Origin of the sequence: Pseudofrankia saprophytica (genome assembly GCF_000235425.2) — a bacterium.
GTDB lineage: Bacteria > Actinomycetota > Actinomycetes > Frankiales > Frankiaceae > Pseudofrankia > Pseudofrankia saprophytica.
Genome location: NZ_KI912267.1, coordinates 52,161 through 75,988, shown reverse-complemented (window position 1 = coordinate 75,988; position 23,828 = coordinate 52,161). Strand labels below are relative to the sequence as shown.

16 protein-coding genes are annotated in these 23,828 nt (G+C 73.9%); 13 read left to right on the top strand and 3 right to left on the bottom strand.

Annotated elements, in window-relative coordinates; translation table 11 throughout:
- Positions 1 to 15: 15 nt before the first annotated feature.
- Complete coding sequence (locus FRCN3DRAFT_RS0234860) at positions 16 to 1,713, bottom strand: hypothetical protein (RefSeq protein ID WP_007513421.1); 1,698 nt, start codon at positions 1,711 to 1,713, stop codon at positions 16 to 18.
- Positions 1,714 to 1,894: 181 nt separating this feature from the next.
- On the opposite strand from FRCN3DRAFT_RS0234860, the gene FRCN3DRAFT_RS47685 reads away from it, so the two are divergent.
- The 13 genes from FRCN3DRAFT_RS47685 (at position 1,895) to pspM (ending at position 16,965) form a co-directional block, all read left to right on the top strand.
- Complete coding sequence (locus FRCN3DRAFT_RS47685) at positions 1,895 to 2,218, top strand: hypothetical protein (RefSeq protein WP_035931077.1); 324 nt, start codon at positions 1,895 to 1,897, stop codon at positions 2,216 to 2,218.
- 249 nt (positions 2,219 to 2,467) lie between these two features.
- Positions 2,468 to 3,409 carry a 4-hydroxy-tetrahydrodipicolinate synthase gene (dapA, locus tag FRCN3DRAFT_RS0234850; RefSeq protein ID WP_035931075.1) on the top strand — a complete coding sequence of 314 codons (942 nt, stop codon included), beginning with the start codon at positions 2,468 to 2,470 and terminating at the stop codon, positions 3,407 to 3,409.
- On the top strand, positions 3,406 to 5,091 hold the full coding sequence (locus tag FRCN3DRAFT_RS0234845) for a ribonuclease J (RefSeq protein ID WP_007513418.1): 1,686 nt from the start codon (positions 3,406 to 3,408) through the stop codon (positions 5,089 to 5,091). The genes dapA and FRCN3DRAFT_RS0234845 overlap by 4 nt, the downstream gene beginning before the upstream one ends.
- A 63-nt stretch (positions 5,092 to 5,154) precedes the next feature.
- Positions 5,155 to 5,424 (top strand): type II toxin-antitoxin system Phd/YefM family antitoxin, encoded by a 270-nt coding sequence (locus tag FRCN3DRAFT_RS0234840; protein ID WP_007513417.1) that lies wholly within the window; start codon positions 5,155 to 5,157, stop codon positions 5,422 to 5,424.
- Positions 5,421 to 5,813 (top strand): type II toxin-antitoxin system VapC family toxin, encoded by a 393-nt coding sequence (locus tag FRCN3DRAFT_RS0234835; protein WP_007513416.1) that lies wholly within the window; start codon positions 5,421 to 5,423, stop codon positions 5,811 to 5,813. Before FRCN3DRAFT_RS0234840 ends, FRCN3DRAFT_RS0234835 begins: the two co-directional genes overlap by 4 nt.
- A 306-nt stretch (positions 5,814 to 6,119) precedes the next feature.
- On the top strand, positions 6,120 to 8,669 hold the full coding sequence (locus FRCN3DRAFT_RS0234830; RefSeq protein WP_007513415.1) for a DNA translocase FtsK: 2,550 nt from the start codon (positions 6,120 to 6,122) through the stop codon (positions 8,667 to 8,669).
- 220 nt (positions 8,670 to 8,889) lie between these two features.
- A complete protein-coding gene (locus FRCN3DRAFT_RS56785; protein ID WP_232794345.1) occupies positions 8,890 to 10,104 on the top strand; it encodes a helix-turn-helix domain-containing protein in 1,215 nt (404 codons plus the stop codon).
- A gap of 117 nt (positions 10,105 to 10,221) precedes the next feature.
- On the top strand, positions 10,222 to 11,919 hold the full coding sequence (locus FRCN3DRAFT_RS0234820; protein WP_027141223.1) for a MiaB/RimO family radical SAM methylthiotransferase: 1,698 nt from the start codon (positions 10,222 to 10,224) through the stop codon (positions 11,917 to 11,919).
- Positions 11,916 to 12,722 (top strand): CDP-alcohol phosphatidyltransferase family protein, encoded by an 807-nt coding sequence (locus tag FRCN3DRAFT_RS47675; RefSeq protein ID WP_007513412.1) that lies wholly within the window; start codon positions 11,916 to 11,918, stop codon positions 12,720 to 12,722. The genes FRCN3DRAFT_RS0234820 and FRCN3DRAFT_RS47675 overlap by 4 nt, the downstream gene beginning before the upstream one ends.
- Entirely contained in the window at positions 12,712 to 14,007 is a 1,296-nt protein-coding gene (locus FRCN3DRAFT_RS0234810; RefSeq protein ID WP_035931073.1) for a competence/damage-inducible protein A, read from the top strand. The genes FRCN3DRAFT_RS47675 and FRCN3DRAFT_RS0234810 overlap by 11 nt, the downstream gene beginning before the upstream one ends.
- Positions 14,008 to 14,291: 284 nt before the next feature.
- Positions 14,292 to 14,609, top strand: a complete 318-nt coding sequence (locus tag FRCN3DRAFT_RS0234805) for a helix-turn-helix domain-containing protein (RefSeq protein WP_007513408.1) — start codon at positions 14,292 to 14,294, stop codon at positions 14,607 to 14,609.
- A 309-nt stretch (positions 14,610 to 14,918) separates the two neighbouring features.
- A complete protein-coding gene (locus tag FRCN3DRAFT_RS0234800) occupies positions 14,919 to 15,797 on the top strand; it encodes a PspA/IM30 family protein (RefSeq protein WP_007513407.1) in 879 nt (292 codons plus the stop codon).
- Positions 15,798 to 16,101: 304 nt separating this feature from the next.
- A complete protein-coding gene (pspM, locus tag FRCN3DRAFT_RS47670; protein ID WP_007513405.1) occupies positions 16,102 to 16,965 on the top strand; it encodes a phage shock envelope stress response protein PspM in 864 nt (287 codons plus the stop codon).
- Here pspM and FRCN3DRAFT_RS0234790 read toward each other — a convergent pair.
- Positions 16,962 to 18,566: an MFS transporter gene (locus FRCN3DRAFT_RS0234790; RefSeq protein WP_035931304.1), complete on the bottom strand. Its 1,605-nt coding sequence runs from the start codon at positions 18,564 to 18,566 to the stop codon at positions 16,962 to 16,964. The two genes, pspM and FRCN3DRAFT_RS0234790, sit on opposite strands and share 4 nt — an antisense overlap.
- Before the next feature lie 55 nt (positions 18,567 to 18,621).
- Positions 18,622 to 23,730 carry an Lhr family helicase gene (locus tag FRCN3DRAFT_RS0234785; RefSeq protein ID WP_051467544.1) on the bottom strand — a complete coding sequence of 1,703 codons (5,109 nt, stop codon included), beginning with the start codon at positions 23,728 to 23,730 and terminating at the stop codon, positions 18,622 to 18,624.
- Positions 23,731 to 23,828: the final 98 nt, after the last annotated feature.

Genomic DNA, 23,828 nt, shown 5'->3' with positions numbered 1-23,828 from the left:
GCCTCTTCGGCTTGGTCAGTCAGGCCGACCGGTCAGGGGCGTCGCCGCTGACCACTTCGCCGATCCGGCAGGGACCCCGTTCGCCGATCCGGCAGGGGCTCCGGGCGTGACCGCGGTACCCGCCGAGTCGGCGGGCTGGTGCCAGCCGAGGGCGCGCAGGCCGGAAAGAACGGCGAGCGCCACCAGCAACGCGAGCAGGGTGGCCTTGAGCGGTCCGAGCACCCAGGCGGCGAGACTGCTGCGCTCGCGGGTGAGCAGGATCGTCGCGGCGAACGACGACGGGACGGCGATGACCGCCACCGCGTCCGGGCCGAGCTCGACCGGCAGCGCCGCGAGGCCCACCGCCAGCGCCATGAGGACGCTGATGGCGACGGTCACCCGGGAGACGTCCGGCGATACCGACAGGCCGACCGCCAGGCGCGCTCGGCTCGGTCGGCGCACGTCGGTCGTGTAGTACGCGTACACCTCGCGGTTGTCCTGCACGTCCTCGACGTAGGTCCGCTCGACCGGGTCGTCGTAGAGGTCGAGGACGACCGGGTGGCTGATCTCGATGCTGCTGTCGTCCGTGCCGATGCTGACGTGGTAGCTGCCCACGCCTGGGTCCAGGTCGACCAGGGCCATCGGACTGGTCATCGCCAGGCTCCCGGTCACCCATCGCCACCGGGATGTGTACTGCCGGGCGGGCGGGTGGCGGACCAGCAGCGCGCGCCGCTCCTCGGTCATCTTGATCAGTGACGGGCGGTAGGGGTCGACGGCGACCTGCGCCAGCGCCTCCCAGCGCCGGCCGTACTCGGCGATCGTCGAGAGCACCGGCACCGCCCGCGGGCCGGCGGCCGCCAGCTCGTCGACCCAGTCGACGAACGCCGTCAGATACCGCTCGACGTCTTCGACGGTCGGGTCGTCGGGCAGCTCGGGGTCGCGCCGCAGCTCGCCGGCCGCGAGCAGCAGCGTGTCGGCGCTGGACAGTGGGTCGAACGGCTCGTCCAGCGCCGCGAGCAGCACTCCCTGCGCCCCTTCGACGAGTCCGGTCCAGCGGTGCAGCGTCGCCTCGGGCACCGCCAGGTCGGCCTCCCTGGCCAGATACTCCCCAAGGGCGCGCAGCGACAGCGGCCGGGCCGTCAGCGCGTCCAGGGGGCGGCGCTGCGGCATCAGGCGTGGCCGGTTGCCCGCGAGCCGGCCGGGCCGGAACCGGCTGATCGCGTCGACCATGCGCCGGGCGTCCGGTGGCGGCAGGTGACCGATCTCCTCCGCCAGCAGGGCGACGACATATCCCTGGATCGCGACCGAGGTGGTGTACGGCACCAGATGGGCGTCGGATCCACCTGGGCCGGCGAGGTTGAACGCGACCAGGGCCCGCTTGGGCAGCGTCGAGACCGGCAGCAGCAGTGAGACCTCGGCGGGCAGCCGGCCGCGGGTGTCGAGTCGCCGGGTCGGTGGCACGACGGAGTTCAGCAGGCCGTCCAACGGCCCCCAGTTGATCGAGCGTGCGAGCTTGGCCCGGTTCGCGGACAACAGGGTGAACTGGTCGACGACCCGGCGGCGCACCCCGCGCAGCTCCGGCGGCGGTACGAGCAGCGCCGTCGTGACCTCATGGACGTCGGTCAGGTCGAGGATCGGCGCCGCGTCCGCGTCGTCCCGACGCCGCCAGCGGCGTAGCGCGTCGGCGCCCCGTGACCCGGCACCGCCTCCCGGGGGCGAGCCCACGCCGACCATCAGCGCTCCGTCAGGTACAGGGCCGTCAGAGTGATGGACACGGTCGCACATTAGGCGCTTTCCCGCCGATTCCGCTCAGGACGGTCCAGCGGCTCCGGCGCCGCGCGGACCGGGCCGGCCCTACCGGGCGAGCCGACGGGCCGCGCACGGTGGCGGCGTCCGATACCCTGATCGCAGACCCATGGCCGATGTCGCGGGCACGGTGACCGTCGGCGCATCTTGGTGTAGGCGGATCGTGGTTGTCGGTGTGGCGCGGCGGTTGCTGTTACAGCGCAGCCGTTGGGACCGCGCGGCGGCCGTCGAGACAGCACAGTCGAGAAGCAACGGGCGGTTGATCATGCCGAAGAACTTCGGGCTTGGCGTCTCGGTACGCAGGTCCCCGGTGGTGGGCGGTCGGTCGCTGGCCCGCCTGGGTCGTCGCGAGCTGTGGCAGCGCCTCGACCGGAACATGCTGGTCTTCGGCCGCCTGGGTCCCCGGGCGTCGCGTGCCTCCGAGCAGCGCTGACTCGGGCGCGCCGGCCGCCCGGGTGGCGGGCTCGTGGGCGCGACGGCGCTCTGGGCGGGAGAATGACGCTGGCGGTGCGCGGGCGCGGCGCCGGAGCGGCGGCTGGCTTTGGCGTTGATGGACGCGAGGGGTCCCCGCGGATCCGCCTGCCGAGCCTGGCCGGGCCGGATGTACTGATCAGCGCCGACCACCTCATGGCGGATCGGTGGGGAAGCAGGGAAGTCGGAGGTGCCAGCTAGCGTGGCCGGTATGTCAGTGTTGCCCCCCGCGCCGTTCGGGCGCCTGATCACCGCGATGGTGACGCCCTTCCTCCCGGACGGCGCTCTCGATCTCGACGGTGCCGCGGCGCTGGCCTCCCACCTCGTGGACGCCGGCAACGACGGTCTGGTGATCAGTGGCACCACTGGCGAGTCGCCGACCACCTCGGACGCGGAGAAGGACCAGCTGCTCCGGGTGGTCCGTGGGGCCGTCGGTGACCGCGCCACCGTGATCGCGGGGGTCGGTACCAACGACACCCGGCACACCGCCGAGCTGGCCAGGGCCGCCGAGCGGGCTGGCGCGGATGGCCTGCTGGTCGTGACGCCCTACTACAGCAAGCCGCCGCAGGCCGGTCTCGCCCGGCACTTCCGGACGGTCGCGGACGCCACCGGCCTGCCCGTCATGATCTACGACATTCCGGGGCGGACCGGCGTGCCAGTCGCCAGCGAGACGCTGCTCGCGCTCGCCGAGCACCCGAACATCGTTGCGGTGAAGGACGCGAAGGGCGACCTGGAGAGCTCCTCGCGGGTCATCGCGAACTCGACGCTGGCGTACTACTCCGGCGACGACGCGCTCACCCTGCCGCTGCTCTCGGTCGGTGCCGTCGGCCTCGTCAGCGTGGTCGCGCACGTCGGGACACCCGCCCTAAGAGCAATGATCGCGGCCTTCGATGCCGGCGATCTGATAAGCGCGCGACGCATACACCACGGCCTGCTGCCCATCTTCAAGGGCATCTTCCGAACTCAGGGAGTGATTACAACGAAGGCCGCTCTAACCTTGCGAGGCCTGCCTGCTGGGCCGGTTCGCCCGCCGCTGGTCGACGCCACCGCCGCGGAGATCGACCAGCTCCGCCTGGACCTGGCCGCGGCGGTGCTGGAGCCGCCCGCGGCGCCGGCGTTCGCCGCCGCGCCTGTGGGGGCGAACGCCTCATGAGCCGTCCGCACCCGGGGCTCGGGGCCCCGCCGCCGCTGCCGGTCGAGGGCCTACGGATCATCCCGCTCGGTGGTCTCGGCGAAATCGGCCGGAACATGACTGTCTTCGAGCACGACGGCCGGCTGTTGATCGTCGACTGCGGCGTGCTGTTCCCGGAGACCGACCAGCCCGGCGTCGACCTGATCCTGCCGGACTTCACCGCGATCCGGGACCGTCTCGACGACATCGAGGCGATCATCCTCACGCACGCCCATGAGGATCACATCGGCGCGGTTCCCTACCTGCTGCGCGAGCGAGCCGACATTCCGCTGGTCGGCACCCGGCTGACGCTGGCACTCATGGTCGCCAAGCTCCAGGAGCACCGGATCAAGCCGGTGACCATGCAGATCACCGAGGAGCAGAAGCACGGCTTCGGCCCGTTCGAGTGCGAGTTCCTCGCCGTCAACCACTCGATCCCGGACGCCGTCGCGGTCGCGATCCGCACCGCCGCCGGGCTGGTGCTGCACACCGGCGACTTCAAGATGGACCAGCTGCCGCTCGACGGCCGGCTCACCGACCTCGGCGGGTTCGCCCGCCTCGGCCTGGAGGGCATCGACCTGCTGATGTCCGACTCGACGAACGCGGAGGTACCCGGCTTCGTCACGTCGGAGCGGGAGATCGCCCCCGTGCTCGACGGGGTGTTCCGGGAGGCCGGCAAGCGGATCATCATCGCGAGTTTCGCCAGCCACGTGCACCGGGTGCAACAGGTCCTCGACGCCGCCGAGGCGCACGGCCGTTCGGTCTGCTTCATCGGCCGCTCGATGATCCGCAACATGGGCGTCGCGCGTGATCTGGGCCTGCTGCGGGTGCCGCCCGGCCTGGTCATCGACGCCCGCGACATCGAGTCGCTGCCTGACCGCAACATCTGCCTGGTCTGCACCGGCTCGCAGGGCGAACCGCTGTCGGCGCTGTCGCGGATGGCCAACCGCGACCATGCGATCCGGATCGAGGCCGGCGACACGGTCGTCCTCGCCTCCAGCCTCATCCCCGGCAACGAGGAGTCGGTCTACCGGGTCATCAACGGCCTGACCCGCTGGGGCGCCAAGGTCGTCCACAAGGGCGTCGCCAAGGTGCACACCTCCGGCCACGCGGCCGCCGGCGAGCTGCTCTACGTCCTGAACGCCACCCGGCCGTCGAACATGATGCCGATCCACGGCGAGTGGCGGCATCTGCGAGCGCACGCCGCGCTCGCCGAGCTGACCGGCCTGCCCGCCGAGCGGATCGTGCTTGCCGAGGACGGCATGGTCGTCGACCTCGTCGAGGGCCAGGCGTCGATCACCGGTGCCGTGCCGTGCGGCTACGTCTACGTCGACGGCGGCGCCGTCGGCGATGTCGGCGAGTCGAGCCTGAAGGACCGGCGCATCCTCGGCGAGGAGGGTTTCATCACGATCACCGCGGTGGTGGACGCCGCCGCCGGCAAGGTCATCGCCGGGCCGGATCTCGTCGCCCGTGGCTTCTCCGACGACAGGGCCGCCTTCGAGAAGGTGCGCAAGATGGTCGCGGACGGCCTGGCCGACGGCATGCGCTCGGGCATGACCGACGCGAGCGCTCTCCAGCAGCTCGTCCGCCGCATCGTCGGCCGCTGGGTCAGCGACACCTACCGCCGCCGCCCCATGATCGTCCCCGTCGTCGTCGAGGTCTGAGCCGGACCGTGTCGCCGCCCCAAGCTGGGTGATCTTTGATGTGAACCCGGGTAGACTAAGTCCATGACTAAGCCCGGGATCCCGGAGCCTGTGGCCAAGCCTGCGATCCAGGTCGGCGTGCACGAGGCGAAGACGCGGCTGTCCGAACTGCTGCGCGCGGTGGACGGCGGCCAGGAGGTGGACATCCTGCGCAGCGGCCAGCCCGTTGCCAAGATCGTTCCATTTCCTGGCCCGCGGGTCCGCAGGCTGGGTATCGCCGAGGGCCAGTTCACGGTGCCCGATGACTTCGACGCACCGCTTCCCGCGGACGTCGAGGATCTCTTCTACCGGTGAACCGCTTTCTCGTGGACACGCAGACCTGGCTGTGGATGGTCGCTGAGCCTGGCCGGCTCAGCGACACCACTCGGGAACTGCTTGCTGACATCCGCAACGAGCTGCTGCTGTCCGCCGTGAGCAGCTGGGAGATCGCGATCAAGTACCGGTTGGGGAAGCTGCCCCTCCCAAAGCCGCCCAACCGGTTCATTCCGGAGCTTCTTCGGCTATCCGGAACCGTGGCGCTTGCCATCGAGCATGATCACACCTTGCGGGTAGCTGACCTGCCTGATCATCACCGTGATCCGTTCGATCGGTTGATCGTGGCCCAGGCCCAGTGTCTCGACGTGCCGATCGTGACTGCCGACCAACAACTGTCGGCATATGACGTATCTGTGGTGCCGGCGTGAGCGGCGCTGTGACCGCTCCACGGCGCGCCCGGAAGGTCGGGGATGCCGGGAGTGGTTGGGCCGGGCTTGTAACGTGCTCGCGTGGCCACACGCACGACCGGGGCGGGCGCGCGACCCCGGGAAGGATCGGCCACGTCCCGGGCCGCCGGCGCTGGTAGCCGGCCTGCCCGTGGCCGTGGTTCGGGCGCGAGTCGTCCGTCGGGCGGTTCCGGCGGCGGTGGACGCGCACGCGGTGCGTCCAACCCCCGTACGCCCCTCTCGCTCGCCATCACCGTGTGGCTGCTCCGGGGTGTCGGCCGGCTATGGATGACCGGCGCGACCGTGTTCGGTACCTCGCTGCGGCACATTCGCCGCGGCAGCCGAGAGCTGCGGATCGAACCAGAGCACCGGCGCGACGGTGTGGGGCTCGCGACGCTCGGCGGCGCGATCCTCACGATGGCCGCGTTGTGGTTCCACGCCGCCGGGCCGGTCGGCGCCGCGCTGAGCTCCCTGCTGCGGCTGCTGTTCGGTGCCGGGGCGCTGCTGCTGCCGGTGATCGGGTTCGTCGCCTCCTGGCGACTGGTTCGAGCCCCGGCCGACCCGGACAGCCGCGGCCGGGTGGTCATCGGCTGGGTCGCGACGACATTCGGCGCGCTCGGCTTCTACCACGTGGTGCGCGGCATCCCCGACTTCGACGGCGGATTGAAGAAACTGCGCGCCGCGGGCGGTACCGCTGGCTTCATCGCCTCCTCGCCCCTGGCGGCCGCGGTCACGCCGTATGTCGCCGCGCCACTGCTGATCCTGCTGGCGCTCTTCGGCGTGCTGGTGATCACGCGGACGCCGCTGCGGCAGGTTCCGGTGCTGGCCCGCGGCCTGGTCGACCGGCTGGCCGCCGGCGTCCGGGAGGACCGCGACGGCCAGCGAGGGGCGTCGGCCCGCGGCCCGCGCCGCGCCGGCGGTCCCGGCGACGACATCGACGAGTTCGACGACGCCGACGAGCTGCCCGGCGAGTCGGGCCGGGTCGGACTCGCCGACGAGCTGCTCGCGGGCAGCACGCCGGCCGGGGGCCGCGGCCGGGGCAGGGGCCGCCGTCACATCGGCGCCGCCGCCGCTGGCACCGGAGTTGGTGCTGGCGACGTGTACGACGTCGACACCGAGTTCGCTGGCCCGGCGGGCCGGAGGGTCCCACCGCCGGCCGGGCACGGCGCCGGTGTGGCCACCGGCGACATCCTCGACCTCGACCTTGGCCTGGACCTCGGCCCCGACGGCGACGTGGAGGAGCCGGCCGCGCCCGCGCGGCGCCCGCCGCGGCAGCGCAAGCCGGCCGGTGGGGCCGGCTCCGCGGCCGGAGCCGCTTCGGTCGCGGGGGCGGACGACGAGATCGAGCACCTCGTGCCGGTGCCCGTCGAGGGTGACTATGTGCTTCCGTCGCCGACGTTGCTGAAGTCCGGCACCCCGCCGAAGCTGCGCTCGGCCGCGACCGACCTGGTGATCGCGTCGCTCACGGATGTTTTCTCCCAGTTCAAGGTGGATGCCCGGGTTACCGGGTTCACCCGCGGCCCGACGGTGACCCGCTATGAGGTCGAGCTGGGCTCGGCCGTCAAGGTCGAGCGGATCACCCAGCTGGCGAAGAACATCGCCTACGCGGTGAAGAGCCCGGATGTGCGGATCATCAGCCCGATCCCGGGTAAGAGCGCGGTCGGCGTCGAGATCCCGAACACCGACCGTGAGCTGGTCTCCCTCGGCGACGTCCTGCGCAGCGCCGACGCCACCGGCAACCCGCACCCGCTGCTGGTCGGGCTCGGCAAGGACATCGAGGGCGGCTACGTCCTGGCGAACCTGGCGAAGATGCCGCACATCCTCATCGCGGGCGCGACGGGGGCCGGCAAGTCGACGTGCATCAACACCCTCATCACGAGCGTGCTGGCGCGTGCGACGCCGGACCAGGTGCGGATGGTGCTCGTCGACCCGAAGCGGGTCGAGCTGACCAGCTATCAGGGTATTCCGCACCTCATTACCCCCATCATCACGAATCCAAAAAAGGCGTCGGACGCGCTGCAGTGGGTCGTGAAGGAGATGGAAAACCGCTACGAGGATCTCGCGGCCAACGGTGTGCGCCATGTGGACGACTTCAACCGGAAGGTGCGCAACGGCGAGATCGTCGCGCCGCCGGGCTCGGAGCGCGTCTACACGCCGTACCCGTACATCCTGACAATCGTCGACGAGCTCGCGGACCTGATGATGGTCGCCCCACGGGACGTGGAGGACGCGATCTGTCGGATCACCGCGATGGCCCGCGCCGTCGGCATCCATCTGGTGCTCGCGACCCAACGCCCGTCGGTCGACGTCGTCACCGGCCTGATCAAGGCCAACGTCCCGTCGCGGCTGGCGTTCGCCACCGCGTCCCTGGCCGACAGCCGCACCATCCTTGACCAGGCCGGCGCCGAGAAGCTCGTCGGCCTGGGCGACGCGCTGTTCCTGCCGATGGGGGCGAGCAAGCCGGCCCGCATCCAGGGCGCCTACGTCTCCGAGGACGAGATCGCCGCGATCGTCGACCACACCAAGGAGCAGGCCCCGCCGGCGTTCCGGGAGGACGTGTTCGAGGAGGAGGCCGGCCCGCGCAAGGACATCGACGAGGACATCGGCGACGACATGCAGCTGTTCCTGCAGGCCGTCGAGCTCGTGGTGAGCACCCAGTTCGGCTCGACGTCGATGCTGCAGCGCAAGCTGCGCGTGGGTTTCGCCAAGGCCGGCCGGCTCATGGACCTGATGGAGAGCCGGGGGATCGTCGGCCCGAGTGAAGGCTCGAAGGCCCGTGATGTCCTGGTGATGCCAGATGAGCTGGAAGGACTTCTCGTTACCTTGCGGAGTGGCTGACGTTGGTCAGTTGGTCCCTTCGGGGGCGGCGACGGGTTTCGACACGCGGCGTGGAATCGTAAACTCAGGCAACGTCTATTCATTGCCGTTGGCCCGGCACCCCCGCTGCCCGTTGATCGTCATTGGCCGGCCGTCGCCCCCAACGCGGCCCCCGATGTCGGGTCATCGGCGCCGCGGCCCGCGCCGGCCAGCGTCGGATGCGTGCGGAGGTTCGCCCGTGGTGGCTTTCGACGGACCGCGCGACCAGCATCGGGACCTCAGCGCCGACCCCGTCGAGAGCACTGGCCGGGTAGCCCAGGTGGCGCCCCCGGCCGGCGCGGTTCCCGCCGAGCCGGCGGAGCCCGAGGCTCCCGTGAGGCCGACGAGGCCTGAGGTGCCCGCTGGATCGCTGGCCGGATCCCTGCTGGATCGGCCCAACCCGGGGTCCCCGCCTGATCGGCAGGGCCCGGGGTCCCCGCCGAACGGGCACGGCCGGCCTGCAGGCAGGTCCGCCGACGGGTCGGCTGGGACGTCCGCGGCCGAGGAGGTCCGCCCGGAGGAACCGGTCCTGGCGGCATCCGAGGACGCGGCATCCGAGGACGAGGATGTCCAGAGCGACGAGGCGGCCGGCGTCGCCTCCCCGGAGGCCGCCGACGACGGCGCGACCATCGGTGCCCGGCTGGCCAGAGCCCGATCGGCCACCGGGATGTCGATCGACGAGGTCAGTGCCCGCACTCGGATCAGGGCGACGCTGATCCGCCAGATGGAGCAGGACGACTTCTCCGGCGTCGGTGGCTCCGTCTACGCCCGCGGTCACATCCGCGGCATCGCCCGCACACTCGGGATCGACCCGGAGCCCCTGGTCGCCGCCTACGACGCCGATCACGAGCGGATCCCGTCGCCGTCGTCGCCGTCGTCGGCCAGTTCGTTCGACCCACTTCGCCACGGCGAGGGACGTCGTGGTGGCCGACACTGGGGCACCGCCATGGTCGTCTCCGCCGCGGTGCTCTGCCTGCTGGCCCTGGTCGCCTTCCTGATTCCGGGCTCGTCGCGGCATGACGGGCCGACGCCCACGGCCGTGACCGGGGCGCCCAGCCCGTCGGCGGCCGCCTCGCCGGGCGCGGCGCCTGGCGCCGCCCCACCGTCGACGGCCCCGCCGACCGAGGTGAACCTGCGGCTCGAGGCGGTGAGCGCGCAGAGCTGGCTGGAGGTCAGCGACGACAGCAACCACGTCGTGCTGCGCCAGATCCTGGCCAAGGGCGACACCAGGACGCTCACGGCCAAGGCGCTGCGGGTCAAGATGGGCAACGCGGGCGCGATGGACCTGTCCTGCAACGGCCACAAGCTGGGCACGATGGGCGCGCCTGGGCAGGTCGTGACGGTGCTGGTGGCGCTCGGCGGCTCGGGTGACTGCACGGTCGACGGCGCCGCTCCCGCGGCGGGGCGGAGCAACTGAGATGCCCGGGGAGCCCGGGGTGCCCAGGACCACGTCCGTATCCGGCGGGAGCACTCACTTCGTGGCCCGGCGGCCGGCGCGACGCGCCCGCGAGCCGTAGCCCGGTAGCCTGACGTGGTGTCCGCTGGTCAGGGTCGTCGTGTCGCGCTCGTCACTCTGGGTTGTTCGCGCAACGAGGTGGACTCCGAGGAACTCGCGGCCAGGCTCGCCGACGGCGGCTGGCAGCTGGTCGACGACGCCGCCGAGGCCGACGCGGTGCTCGTGAACACCTGCGGCTTCGTCGACGTCGCCAAGAAGGACTCGATCGACGCCCTGCTCGCCGCCGACGGCCTGCGCACCGCGCCCGACGCCGCCGGTCCGGGCCCGAAGGCCGTGGTCGCGGTCGGCTGCCTCGCCGAGCGCTACGGCGCCGAACTCGCCCAGAGCCTGCCCGAGGCCGACGCCGTGCTCGGCTTCGACGCCTATCCGGACATCGCGGCGCGGCTGGGCGCCGTGCTCGACGGCGAGCGCCCGGCCGCCCACACCCCGCGCGACCGGCGCACCCTGCTGCCGATCACGCCCGTCGAGCGGGGCCGCGCCGCCGCCGCCGCCGACGTCGTGGTGCCGGGGCACGCCACCGTCGCGCCGGCGGCTCCGACGGCCTCGGGGGCTCCAGCGGCCCTCGCGGCCCCGGCCGCACTGGGTGCCTCGGCGGCGGTCGTCCCGGCTGCCCCGGCGAAGCCGGTGGTGGTCCGGCGGCGACTGGAACGCGGCCCGGTGGCGGCGTTGAAGATCTCCAGCGGCTGCGACCGACGGTGCAGCTTCTGCGCGATCCCGTCCTTCCGCGGCTCGCACGTCTCCCGCGCGCCGGGGGACATCCTCGCCGAGGCGGAGTGGCTCGCCGCCCAGGGCGCCCGAGAGCTGGTGCTCGTCAGCGAGAACTCCACCTCCTACGGCAAGGACCTCGGCGACCTGCGCGCCCTGGAGAAGCTGCTGCCCCAGCTCGCCGCGACCCCCGGCATCGTCCGCGTCCGCACGGTGTACCTGCAGCCGGCGGAGACGCGCCCATCCCTCCTCGAGGTGCTGCTGACCACTCCAGGGGTCGCGCCGTACCTGGACCTCTCGTTCCAGCACGCGAGCCCGACGGTGCTGCGCCGGATGCGCCGGTTCGGTGGGTCGGCCGACTTCCTCGACCTGCTGCGCCGGGGCCGGGCGTTCGCGCCCGAGCTCGGCGCCCGTTCCAACGTGATCGTCGGTTTTCCTGGCGAGACGGCCGAGGACCTCGACATCCTGGCCGACTTCCTAGAACAGGCCGATCTCGACGCGGTCGGCGTGTTCGGCTACTCGGACGAGGAAGGCACCGAGGCCGTCGGGTTGCCCGGCAAGATCGCCCCGCGGGCCATCGAGCGCCGGCGTGCCCGCATCGCCGACCTGGTCGAGCAGCTGACCGCGGCGCGCGCCGAGCGGCGGGTCGGCGAGACCGTGGAGGTGCTCGTCGAGGAGATCTCCGACGACGGCTTCGCGGAGGCCGGCGTGCCCGAGGCCGGGCCGGACGCGGCCGGCGGCCCGTCGGGCCGTACGGCCCACGGCTGTGCCGCCCACCAGCAGCCCGAGGTCGACGGCGCCTGCGTCGTCCGGCTTCCCGCGGTGACCGACACGCCCGGACGGTCTGGCGATTCCGGCGCGTCCGTCGTCGTCGGTGATCTGGTGCTCGCGCGCGTGGTCGCCACCGAAGGCGTCGACCTGGTCGCCGACTTCGTCGCCGTGCTGGACCGGGCAGGCGCGCCAGCGGCCGGTGGTCCCGCGGCCCGGGTCGCCGTCGGGGCTCGTCCGTGACGATGGCGGGCCTGCCCGGCGAGGCTGGCCGAACGGTCGCGTCCGGCGTGCCCGCCCAGGCCGACGGACCCGCGCTCGCGGACGCGGACGCGGCGACGCACGTCGGCACCCCGGATGGCCTCGGCGCCTCGGATGGCGTCGTCTCGCCGGCTGACGGCGTCCAGCCCCCGGCTCCCGCTGGAGCGGCGCCGAGGCTGCTCAACATCGCCAACATCCTGACGATCATGCGGCTGGTCCTGGTGCCGGTGTTCGTCGTGTTCCTGTTCGTCGGTCCGCACGAGGACGGCTGGCGGATCGCCGCCTTCGCGGCCTACGCCGTCGCCGCGGTCACGGACCAGATCGACGGTGCCGTCGCCCGCCGGCACGGTCTGGTCACCGAGTTCGGCGCGTTCGTCGACCCGGTGGCGGACAAGGCGCTGACCGGCGCGGCGCTGGTGTCGCTGTCGATCCTCGGCGAGATTCCCTGGGCCGTGACGGTGGTCATCGTCGTCCGGGAGCTGGGCGTCACCCTGCTTCGGCTGTGGGTGATCCGGCACGGCGTGATCGCGGCGAGCCGGGGTGGCAAGCTCAAGACGTTGCTGCTCAACATCTCGCTCGGGCTGGCCGTGCTGCCGCTGACCGGTCCGGCCGCGTGGGTCAGCAAGGCGGTGCTCGCGGCGGGCGTGGTCGTCGCGGTCGCCACCGGCGTCGACTACGTCGCCCGGGCGCTGGCGCTGCGGCGTGCCTCAGCCTCGCCGAGAACGCCCGACGAGGATCCGAGGGAGGTCGCCGGTGGCAGGGGACGGGACGTCGATGCTGGCTGAGATCGTCGCGGTCGGCGACGAGCTGCTCTACGGCGACATCCTCAACGGCAACGCCGCCTGGCTCGGCCGCGAGCTCGCCGCCGTCGGTGTCCGAGTCGCCACGTCGGTGGTGGTCGGCGACGACATCGACCGGATCGAGGAGGCGCTGCGGACCGCCGCCGGGCGCTGCGACGTGGTGATCGTGACCGGCGGCCTCGGCCCGACCCAGGACGACCTCACCCGCGAGGGGATCGCCGCGGCCGCCGGGGTGGCGCTGCGCCGCGACGAGTTCCTCGAGGCGCAGCTGCGGCGCCGGTTCACCGAGCTTCGCCGCGACGTACCGGAGATGAACTACCGGCAGGCCGACCTGCCCGAAGGCGCCGAGCCGCTGCCGAACGGCCCGGGCACCGCGCCCGGCATCCGGATCGAGATCGGCCGCGCCGTGCTGTACGCGATGCCCGGCGTGCCGCGCGAGATGTACGCGATGTTCACCGGCAGCGTGCTGCCGGACCTGTCGCGCCGGGCCGGGCAGCCATCCGTCGTCGTACATCGGGTGCTGCGCACGGCCGGCGTCTGGGAGTCGGCCGTCGCCGAGGCGCTGTCGATCGAGGTCGAGCGCCTGCGCGGCGTGGGCAACCCGGCGATCGCGTTCCTCGCGAGCGAGGGCCAGACCCGAGTACGGATCACTGCGGCGGCCGCCGACCGCGCCGAGGCCGGGCGCCTGATCGAACCGGTCGAGGCGGCGGCGCGCGCGGCGCTGGGCCCGGCGGTCTACGGCACCGATGACGACACGCTGGCCGGCGTCATCGGTGCCCACCTGGCGGCATGCCAGGGCACCGTCGCCGTGGCCGAGTCACTCACCGGCGGCCGGCTGGCGGCGGCCTTCACCGCGACTCCCGGCGCGTCGGCCTACTTCCGCGGTGGCGTCGTCGCGTACGCGACCGACGCGAAGGCCTCCGTGCTCGGCGTCGACGAGGCGGTTCTCGCCACGGACGGCGCCGTGTCGGCGCGCACCGCCGCCGCGATGGCGGCCGGCGTGCGCGACCTGTTCGGCGCCACCTGGGGGCTCGCGACCACCGGTGTGGCCGGGCCCGAGGAGCAGGAGGGCAAGCCGGTGGGCACCCTGCACCTGGGGCTCGCCGGCCCGGACGGCACCGTGACCCGGTCGCTGCGGCTGCCCGGAGACCGACCGCTTATCCAGACCTTCGCGGTCGTGCAGGCGCTCGACGTGTTACGGCGTACGCTCTCGGGACTGCCGGCGGTCGGTGCCGGACCGTCGGGAAGTGTGGAGATCTCCGCCAGCTAGTGGGCTAGGAGGTGCGATCATGTTTGTCCCAGGTGATCGCGCATCAAGCGGGTCGTTGTACGAGGCCCGCGCCGCCCCCACTAGTGGGGGTACCAAGGGCTCCGATGGCGGATGTCGACCGTTGAAGCAGGTGGATGCGCTTCCAGGGCGCGTTCCGGGGCACTCCTGGGATTGTTTGCCAGACGCGCGGTGGTTACAGAGCTACGGTCCCGTCAACGGCCAGTCGGTGACCACCCCAGTAGGTATACGGTGAAACCCAGACCGTGCACGAAGGAGGAGGCGCGATGGTCCTGCTCCGACGCATGATCGGTGAGGCGCTCCGCCGTCGCCGTCAGGATCAGCACCGGACGCTCCGGGAGGTGTCGTCCGCGGCCCGGGTGTCGCTGGGCTACCTGTCCGAGGTCGAGCGTGGGCAGAAGGAGGCCAGCTCCGAGCTGCTCGCGTCGATCTGCGACGCGCTCGGGGTCCGGCTGGCGGATCTGCTGCGCGAGGTGAGCGACGACGTCGAGCTCGCCGAGCTCGCCACCGACACGCCGAGGGTCGGCGCTCCGATGGTCGTCTCCGCCCGTCCTCCGGCCCCCATGGTCGACCGCGCGGCCTGACAGCGTCGACCGGGCGCGACAAACCGGATGGTGTGTCGCGAAACCGCGATGTAACGCATTGTAAAGCGTTTCGATACCGGGCTCCGGTGCCTCGCGCGCCGGATTGACCCGGCGCCCGCACCCCTGTCGATTTCGTGGCCCACTCCCGATCCACACCAGGTCAGGCGCTCAGCTATGAGCGGAATCGGTGGTAAGCGCGCATAAGGCGTGGACCGTGGCCAGCGGTGTCCGGAACTGGACATATGACGTCGATTGGTGACGTTGGCGCAGGGCTGTCTGCACGGGCCGGGGACGTGCGACGATCGGACTATGGCGAATGTCGTCCGGCGGGCGTTGCGCTATCTGTCCGCGTCGGCGAACCGGAAGTTCGACGAGAAGGCCGATCCGCGGGTGCAGATCGACCAGGCGATCGCGGAGGGCCGCCGTCAGCACGAGGCCCTGCGCCAGCAGGCCGCCCTGGTGCTGGGCAACCAGCGCCAGCTGGAGATGCGGATGGCCCGTCAGATCGAGAACGTCACCATGCTCACGGAGTCGGCGCGCTCCGCGCTCGCCTTCGCCGACAACGCCCGCGCCGGTGGGGACGCCGCCGGCGCCGGCAAGTACGAACAGACGGCGCAGGCGTTCGCCAGCGAGCTGGTCGCGGCGGAGTCCTCGCTGGACGAGATGCGCACCCTGCACCAGCAGGCGGCCGAGTCCTCCGAGCTCGCCAGGCGCGCCGTCGACGACAACACCGAGCGGCTGCGCCAGCAGCTCGCCGAGCGTGCTCGCCTGCTGACGCAGATCGAGCACGCCGCGATGCGCGAGCAGATGAGCAAGGCGATGGAGTCGATGTCGGACCTCGCCCCGGCCGGCGACACGCCAACGCTCGCGGAGGTCCGCGAGAAGGTCGAGAAGCGCTACTCCGTCGCCATGGGTCGCCACGAGCTGGCCTCCTCCGGGGTCGAGGCGCGCATGCTGGAGGTCCGCCGGGCGACCATCGACGCGAAGGCGAGCAACCGGCTGGCCGAGCTGCGCGCGGGCCTGGCCGCCGGGCCGGGTACCGCCGGCGGCGCCAGCCAGCAGGCGGGCACGGGCCAGGTGGCGGCCGGCGAGGACCGTGTCGCCCTCGGCAAGGGCCAGCCGCCGACCCCGGGCGCGCGCGAGGGCCACGGGGCGGACACCACGGGTCCGGCGGCGTCGGGTCAGTGACCAGACACCTGCCCCCGGGACGGCGACCGTGACCTGGCCTGGCACCGGCGGCGGCCCGAGGCGCCAGCAGGGGCCTCCAAGCGGTTCCCGGCCGGGTTGGCGCCCCGGGCAGGCGCCGCCCGGACCGCCCACTCCCGGACCGCGCCCGCCCTGGCCGCCGCCCCCGCCCCACTGGGGCCCGCCGCCCTGGCAGCCCCCGCAGGGGCCGCCGCGTGGCCCGGACGCTCGGGAACCGCACACCGGCGGCCGGCGGCCGTGGGTCCGCGCGGAGGGCTGGGACTGGCGGCGGAAGGTCCAGCCCAGGATGCCGGATGCCGTGGCGGCCGATCTCGAACGGCGAGGCGCCCAGCGGGAGGCACGGGCGGCCACCCGCTATGCCCGGCACGCCCGGTGGACGGCCGGCGGATGGGCCGCGCTGGCCGCGGTCATCACTCCGGCCGGTGCCGCGCTCGGCGGCCACGAATGGTGGATGTGGCTCCTCACGGGAGCCGGCTCGCTGGTCAACAGCGGGCTGTGGGCACTGCAGGCGGCCCGGGCCGACCGGCAGACGCCGGGGCCGCCGCTGCCGGTGGCGGCCGCGCCGGGAGTGCGGGAGCTGACCGGCTCGGCGGCGGCGGCGCCACTGCGCCGCGGCGAGGAGGCGATCAGCGCCTTTCTCGCGCTGGCTAGACCGGTGCCACCCGGCCCGACGGCCGACGTGATCCGCTCGGCGATGGCGTCGGCCGCCGAGGTGGTCGACGGGCTGCGGCTGCGGGCGAACCGGATCGTGGCCTGCGAGGCGGCGGTGCGGGCGCTGACCGACCGGTCCGCGCGCGCCCAGCTGGCCGGCACCATCCAGGCCCTTGCCGAGGAGATGAAGGCGGCGGTACGGGCCCTCGACGACCTGGTCGCCGCCGTGGCCGAGGTCGTCGGCGCCGGCGTCTACGCCTCCTCCGGCGGCATCGACCTCGGTGGCTCGACACCGGTGGGGACGCCGGCCGGCGGTGCCGCGCTGGGCGTGGCGCCCGTCGACCTCGATGCGTTGGCGGAGCAGACGGAGAACCTGCGCGGCTACGCGGCCGGCCTGCGCGACGTCGGCGCGGTCGCCCGCGGCCTGCCCGCGGCGAGCGGCGGGACCGTGGCCGGCGGTGGCTCCGCCAGCTCGGATCTCGGCCCCACCGATCGTTAGCCGGCCAGCCCGTCGGGTGGGCTGACCGCGGGCGCCTGGGCGAGGGCCGTCGTGGGCAGCCGGCGGGCGGCGACCAGGCCGACCAGGCCGGCCGCGGTCGCGAGCGCGAAGGCGGCCGCGAGGCCCGTGGCGGAGGCGGAGTGCCCGGCGGAGGCAGTCTGCCCGGCGGTGGCGACCACGCCGGTCGTCGCGTCGGCGGCGGTGCGGTTCGTCGCGCTGCCGGCGGCGACCGCGACGCCGCCCAGGCCGGCGCCGAAGGCGACCCCGAGGTTGTCGGAGAGCGAGACCGCGCTGCTCGCCATGCCCTGGCGGTCCGGCGGCGCCTCGTTGAGCGCGACGTTCATGATCGGCGAATAGGCGATGCCGATCCCGAAGCCGGCCACACCCCAGCAGGCGATCCCGACGGCCAGTGGCACCCCGGTGATGAGCAGCGCCGTCCCGGTGGCCGCCACGCTGAGTACCAGGGTGGCCAGGCCCGTGGTCACCAGGAACCTCCCGGAACGGCGGCTCGCGAGCCTTGCCTGGGTCCACGAGCCGACGGTCCAGACGATCGCCACGGTGGAGACGGCCAGGCCCGCGACGGTGGCGGAGGCGTGCCGTACCGACGTGATGGCCAGCGGGACGAACGTGTCGGCGCCGAAGAACGCGAACGCGAGCAGCCCGCGCACCGCCACGGCCGCCGGCGCCCCCGGGCGGGCCCGCAGCGTCCCGGCGGGCAGCAGCCGCCGCAGCGGCCCGATGCCCGCGAGCAGGCCGGCCACGACCAGCGGGATGCCGAGGAGCGAGCGGCTGGTCAGGCCGGCGAGCAGCAGGCCGGCGCCGGCCGCGACCCGCACCGCCCGCACCAGCGGGCCCCTGCCAGCCTCGACAGCGGGCCATACCCCCGGGGTCCCCGCCGTCTCGGGCGTCTCGGGCGACTCGGCCGCTCCCGCCACCTTGACGCCGCCGGTGGCGGTGAGGGCGCCCTCATCCACCGGCGGCGGCGCGGTGCCGGCGGCCAGCCGCAACGCCCTGACCGTGACGGCGCCGGCCACGACGACGAGGGGGATCAGGCCACCGAACACCCACCTCCAGCCGACCCGCTCCGCGAGGAACGCCGCGGCCGCCGGCCCGCCGAGGCTCGGCACGACCCAGGCTGTCGCCAGCACGGCGAACACCTTCGGCCGCAGCTCGGCCGGGTACGTCCGTCCCACCGTGCCGAAACAGACGGCAGCGATCGCGCCGTCCCCCAGCCCCTGCAGCCCTCGGCCGACGATCACCGTCTGCATGTCCATGGCGCCCGCCGCGACCGCGAGCCCCGCGCCGAACAGCAGCAGGCCGACGACGAACGGGCGGGCCGGACCCGCCCGGTCCATCGCCGCGCCGGCGAGCACGAGACCGACCACCGTGGTCAGGAAGAACGCCCCGGTCAGCCACCCGTACAGGTTCAGGCCGCGCAGGTCCGCCGACACCAACGGCGCGACCGTGATGACGGCGAGCGATTCGAACGCGAGCAGGGTGATCGTCGAGACCAGGCCCCCCGTCAGGACCCGCAGTTGCGGCCCCCACACCCTGGCCACCGGCGCCGATCGTTGTGGCTCGTCCAGCGCCGTGTCCGTCACCCCCACACCCCATACCCTCCGGCCGGCCGGGGGCAAATCGCCCCAGGCAGGCGGGTCAGCTGCGCAGCCGCAGGCCGCCCCGGGGCGTCGGGTGGAACCCGGCGCGCAGCAGCGCCTCGCCCAGCGCGCTGTCGGTGACCGCCTGCCCGTCGGCCCGCTCGACGGCCAGCCGGCCGAGCCAGCCCTCGCGCACGGCCAGCGCCAGCGCGTCCACCGCCGGCTGCAGCGCCCGCGCGGGCTCCGGCCAGGACAGCAGCGTCTTCCCACCGCGTTCGACGTAGAGCACCAGGTCGCCGTCGACGAGCACGACCAGTGCCCCCGCCTTGCGGCCGGGACGGTGGCCCGGACCATCGCCGCCCGCCGCCTCCGGCCGGGAGGGCCAGGGCAGCGCCGCGCCGTACGGGTTCGCCGGGTCGGTGGCCGCCAGCACCACCGCGCGTCGGTCGCCACCGGCCCGCGCGGCTCCCGGGCCCGGATCCCGGCCGAAGGCGTCGACAGCTCCACCGGGGCCCCCGAGGCCGACCTGACCGATCCGGCCGACCTGACCAGCTGGACCGGCGGGGCCGGCCGGCTCGATCGCCCAGTCGGGTTCCTCGGCGGCGGCGCGCTGCTCACCGGCGATCGCGCGAAGCCGGTCGACCGCGCCTGGCATCGCGAACTGGGCCGCGCCGAGCCCCTCGACGAAGTAGCCGCGGCGAGCTCGGCCGGCGTCCTCGAAGGCGGACAGCACCCGGTAGACGGCGGCGAACCCGCCGGGGGCGTGCTCGGCGGCGACCGCGCCCCGGGTGACGATGCCGTGCCGGTCCAGCAGCGTCTCGGCGAGCGTGTGCGCCCGCCGCGTCGGGTCGGTGTCGCGGGCCGGCAGCAGCGACCAGCGTCCCGCGACCATGGGTGGCCCGGAACGGCGGGGCGCCGCGGGACGGCCCGGACCCGATGCCCGGTCGACACCGGTGGCCGCCGTCGGATAGGGGTCCGAGGCGAAACGGAGGCTCGGCCGGCCAGGGCGCCGCGCCGATCGGTGAGTGGTGGCCGCGCCGCCGCCGAGGCGGGCGCGCAGCGGTGCGAGCGTGTCGTTGGTGATCAGACCCGCCCAGGCGAGGTCCCAGATCGCGTTCGCGAGCGCCGTGTCGTCCAGGCTGCCGACCCGGTCCGACAGGGTGCGGAAGAACAGCGCCTGGTCGTCGGCGAGCGCGTCGAGAACCGCGCGGCGCAGCGGGCTCGCCACCCCGGCCAAGCCGCCCAGATCCACCACCTCACCACTCGCCGGCGCGTCCACCTCCCGATCCACCTCCCGATCCGTGAGTGGCGGAAGCAGCAATGGGGCGGCGTCGGCGAGCACCAGCGTCAGCCAGCCGTCGTCGCCGGGCAGCCCGCCCGCGCCGGCCCACAGCACCTCGCCGCTCGCGCACAGCTCGTCGAGCATCGCGGGGGAGTAGTCGGACACCCGGGCCGGCAGGACCAGCTGCTCCCAGGCGCTCGCCGGGATCAACGCTCCCTGCAGCTGCTCGATCGCGCGCGCCACCCCGTCCACGCCGCGCGAACGCCCACTGGTCACCGCCTGCCAGGCGGGCAGGAAGGCCGCGAACGCCCGCGTCGGCACCGCCTCCACCTCGCGACGCAGCGCCGCGAGGCTGCGCCGGCGCAGCCTGCGCAGCACCTCGGCGTCGCACCACTGTTCCCCCGGCCGCCCCGGCCGCAGCTCACCCCTGACCAGCCGGCCGACGCCCACCAGGCGTTCCAGGGCCGCCACGGCCACGGAGATTCCCAGGCCGAACCGCGTGGCCAGCTCCTCGGCGTCGAACGGGCCGTGCGTGCGGGCGTACCGGGAGACCAGGTCGCCAAGAGGGTCGCGGACCGGCTCGGTGAACGCCGCCGGCACCCCCATCGGCAGCGGCACTCCCAGCGCGTCGCGCAACCGCCCGGCGTCCTCGACCGCGACCCAGCGTTCCTCCCCGGTGATCCGCACCCGCAGCGCCCGGCCCGTGGTGGCGAGCGCGTCGAGCCATTCCTCGGTCGCGCCCCGGGCGAGCGCCTCGGGAGTGGTCAGGTCGCCGAGCACCCGCAGCAGGTCGGCGGCCCCCTCCAGGTCGCGGGCCTGGCGCTCGGGCGCCAGCCGGGTGAGCTCCGCCTCGACGGCGGCGAGCGCGTCCGGGTCGATCAACTCCCGCAGGTCGGCCTCGCCGAGCAGCTCGGCGAGCATCCGGCTGTCCAGCGACAGCACCTGCGCGCGCCGCTCGGCCAGCGGGGCGTCCCCGTCGTAGATGAACGTGGCGACGTAGCCGAACAGCAGCGACCGGGCGAACGGTGACGGCTCCTGCGTCTCGACCTCGACGACCCGCAGCCGGCGGGCGTCGACGTCGCGCATGAGCGCGGTCAGCCCCGGGACGTCGAAGACGTCCTGCAGGCACTCGCGCATCGTCTCCAGCACCACCGGGAAGCTCTCGAACTCGGCGGCCACCGACAGCAGCGCCGCGCTGCGCTGGCGCTGCTGCCACAGCGGGGTGCGCCTCCCGGGAGAGCGGCGCGGCAGCAGCAGCGCCCGGCCCGCGCACTCGCGGAACCGGCTGGCGAACAGCGCGCTGCCGCCGACCTCCGCCCGCACGACCGCGGCGATCTCCTCCGGGTCGAAGACGGCGTCCGCCGCGCTGGGCGGGGCGTCGGCGTCGGGAACCCTGGCGACGATGCCGTCGTCGGTGTGCATGATCTGCACCTCGACGCCGTAGCGCTCGCGCAGCCGGCCGCCGATCGCCAGTGCCCACGGGGCGTTGACCCGGGCGCCGAACGGGGAGTGCACGGCCAGGCGCCAGTCGCCCAGCTCGTCGCGGAACCGCTCGACGACCAGCGTTCGGTCGTCCGAGAGCCGGCCGGTGGCGGCCCGCTGCTCCTCCAGGTAGGTGAGCAGGTTGCTCGCGGCCCACTCGTCCAGGCCCGCGGCGCGCAGCCGTGCGTCGGCCTCGTCCGGGGTCTTCCTCATGAGCTCGCGCAGGAACCCGCCGAGCGCCCGACCTAGCTCGGCGGGGCGGCCGGGAGAGTCGCCATGCCAGAACGGCAGCCGGCCCGGCCGGCCCGGTGCCGGGGTGACCAGCACCCGGTCCGGGGTGATCTCCTCGACCCGCCAGCTCGACGATCCGAGCAGCACCACGTCGCCCACCCGGGACTCGTAGACCATCTCCTCGTCGAGCTCGCCGACCCGGCTCGCCTTCTCGCCGACGAGGAACACGCCGAACAGGCCGCGGTCGGGAATGGTGCCGCCGCTGGTGACCGCGAGCCGCTGCGCGCCCGGCCGGCCCGTCACCGTGCCCGCCGCGCGGTCCCAGACGATCCGCGGGCGCAGCTCGGCGAACGCGTCCGACGGGTACCGGCCGGCCAGCATGTCCAGCACGGCCTCGAACGCGGACGCCGGCAGGGTCGCGAACGGCGCCGCGCGCCGGACCAGCGCTCCCAGCTCCTCCACCGGCCAGGTGTCGACGGCGGTCATCGCGACCACCTGCTGGGCAAGGACGTCGAGCGGGTTGCGCGGGTAGTGGGCCTCCTCGATCTCCCCGTCGCGCATCCGCTCGGCGACCACGGCGCATTCCAGGAGGTCGCCGCGGTGGCTGGGCAGCACCACCCCACGGCTGGCGGCGCCGACCTGGTGGCCGGCGCGGCCGACCCGCTGCATCCCGGCGGCGACGCTCGGCGGCGAGGAGATCTGGACCACCAGGTCGACGGCGCCCATGTCGATGCCCAGCTCCAGGCTGGAGGTCGCGACGACGGCGGGCAGCCGGCCGGCCTTGAGGTCCTCCTCGATCAGCAGCCGCTGCTCCCGGCTGACGCTGCCGTGGTGCGCCCGGGCCACCTCGGCGAACGGGAGCGGCTGGGCGGAGCCCGGGGTCCCTGCCGGATCGGCGAAGCCGATCTGGGAGGTCTGCTGGCCCATCATCTCGGCGGGGCTGACGCGGGTCGCCTCCGGCACGGCCGGGAACGGGCCGTCGAGGTCGTCCAGGTCGATCATCCCGGAGCGGCGTTCCACCCCGGCCATCTCGGCGGCCAGCAGGCGCTGCGCGTGCAGCTCGTTCAGCTTGGCGCACAGCCGTTCCGCCACCCGCCGCGAGTTGGCGAACACGATCGTCGACGTGTGCGCCTCGATCAGGTCGAGCACCCGCGCCTCGACGGCCGGCCAGATCGACGGCCGGCTCGGCACGGCGGCGGGCGGGCCGCCACCGAGGGTGTCCAGGCCGGCAAGCCCGGCGAGCGCTCCGGGGCCGTCGGGGCTGGCCAGGCCGACGAGGCTGGTGGGGGCGCCGGGGTCGGCCATGTCCTGGACGGGCACGACGACGTCGACCTGCAGGGTCTTCTCGGTCGGTGGGCGGACCACCGTCACCGGGCGGGCGCCACCGAGGAAACGGGCGACCTCCTCCACCGGGCGCACCGTCGCGGACAGGCCGATCCGCCGGGCCGGAGTCTCCAGCAGGGCATCGAGGCGTTCCAGGCTGAGGGCCAGGTGGGCGCCGCGCTTCGTGCTCGCGACGGCGTGCACCTCGTCCACGATCACCGTCTCCACGCCGCGCAGCGACTCGCGCGCCTGGCTGGTCAGAATGAGGAACAGCGACTCCGGCGTGGTGATCAGAATGTCCGGCGGGGTGCGGCCGAACGCGCGCCGCTCGGTGGCCGGGGTGTCACCGGTGCGCATCGCGACCGTCACCTCGGGCACGGTGACGCCCAGCCGGGTCGCCGCGGCCTGGATGCCCGCCAGCGGAGCCCGCAGGTTGCGGGCCACGTCCACCGCCAGCGCCTTGAGCGGGCTGACGTAGAGGACCCGGCAGCGGCGGGTGGGGTCCGGGGAGGAAACCGGTGAGGACGTCTGCGACGAGGCCCGCGGCGAGGCCCGCGACGCGGACGCGGTTGCCCGTCGTGAGGACCCGTCCGGCGATGACGCGTCCGGCGATGACGCGGAGCGCGGGCGTGCGGCATCTGGCAGGCCGGCACGCACGATTTCGTCCAGCGACCACAGGAACGCCGCGAGGGTCTTGCCCGAGCCGGTCGGCGCCACCACCAACGCGCTGCCGCCCGCCCGCACCGCCGTCCACGCGCCGGCCTGGGCCGCGGTCGGCGCCGGGAAGGCGGCGGAGAACCAGGCCCTGGTCGGCGCCGAGAACCCGGCGAGGGGGTCGGAAAAGGACATGGAGCCAGTCTGCATCCCACCTCCGACACAGCGCTCCGTCCGACCTGGCCGCCTGTGGCGCCAGTCCGCTACGCAGATGCCCGTGTTCGGCTACGCAG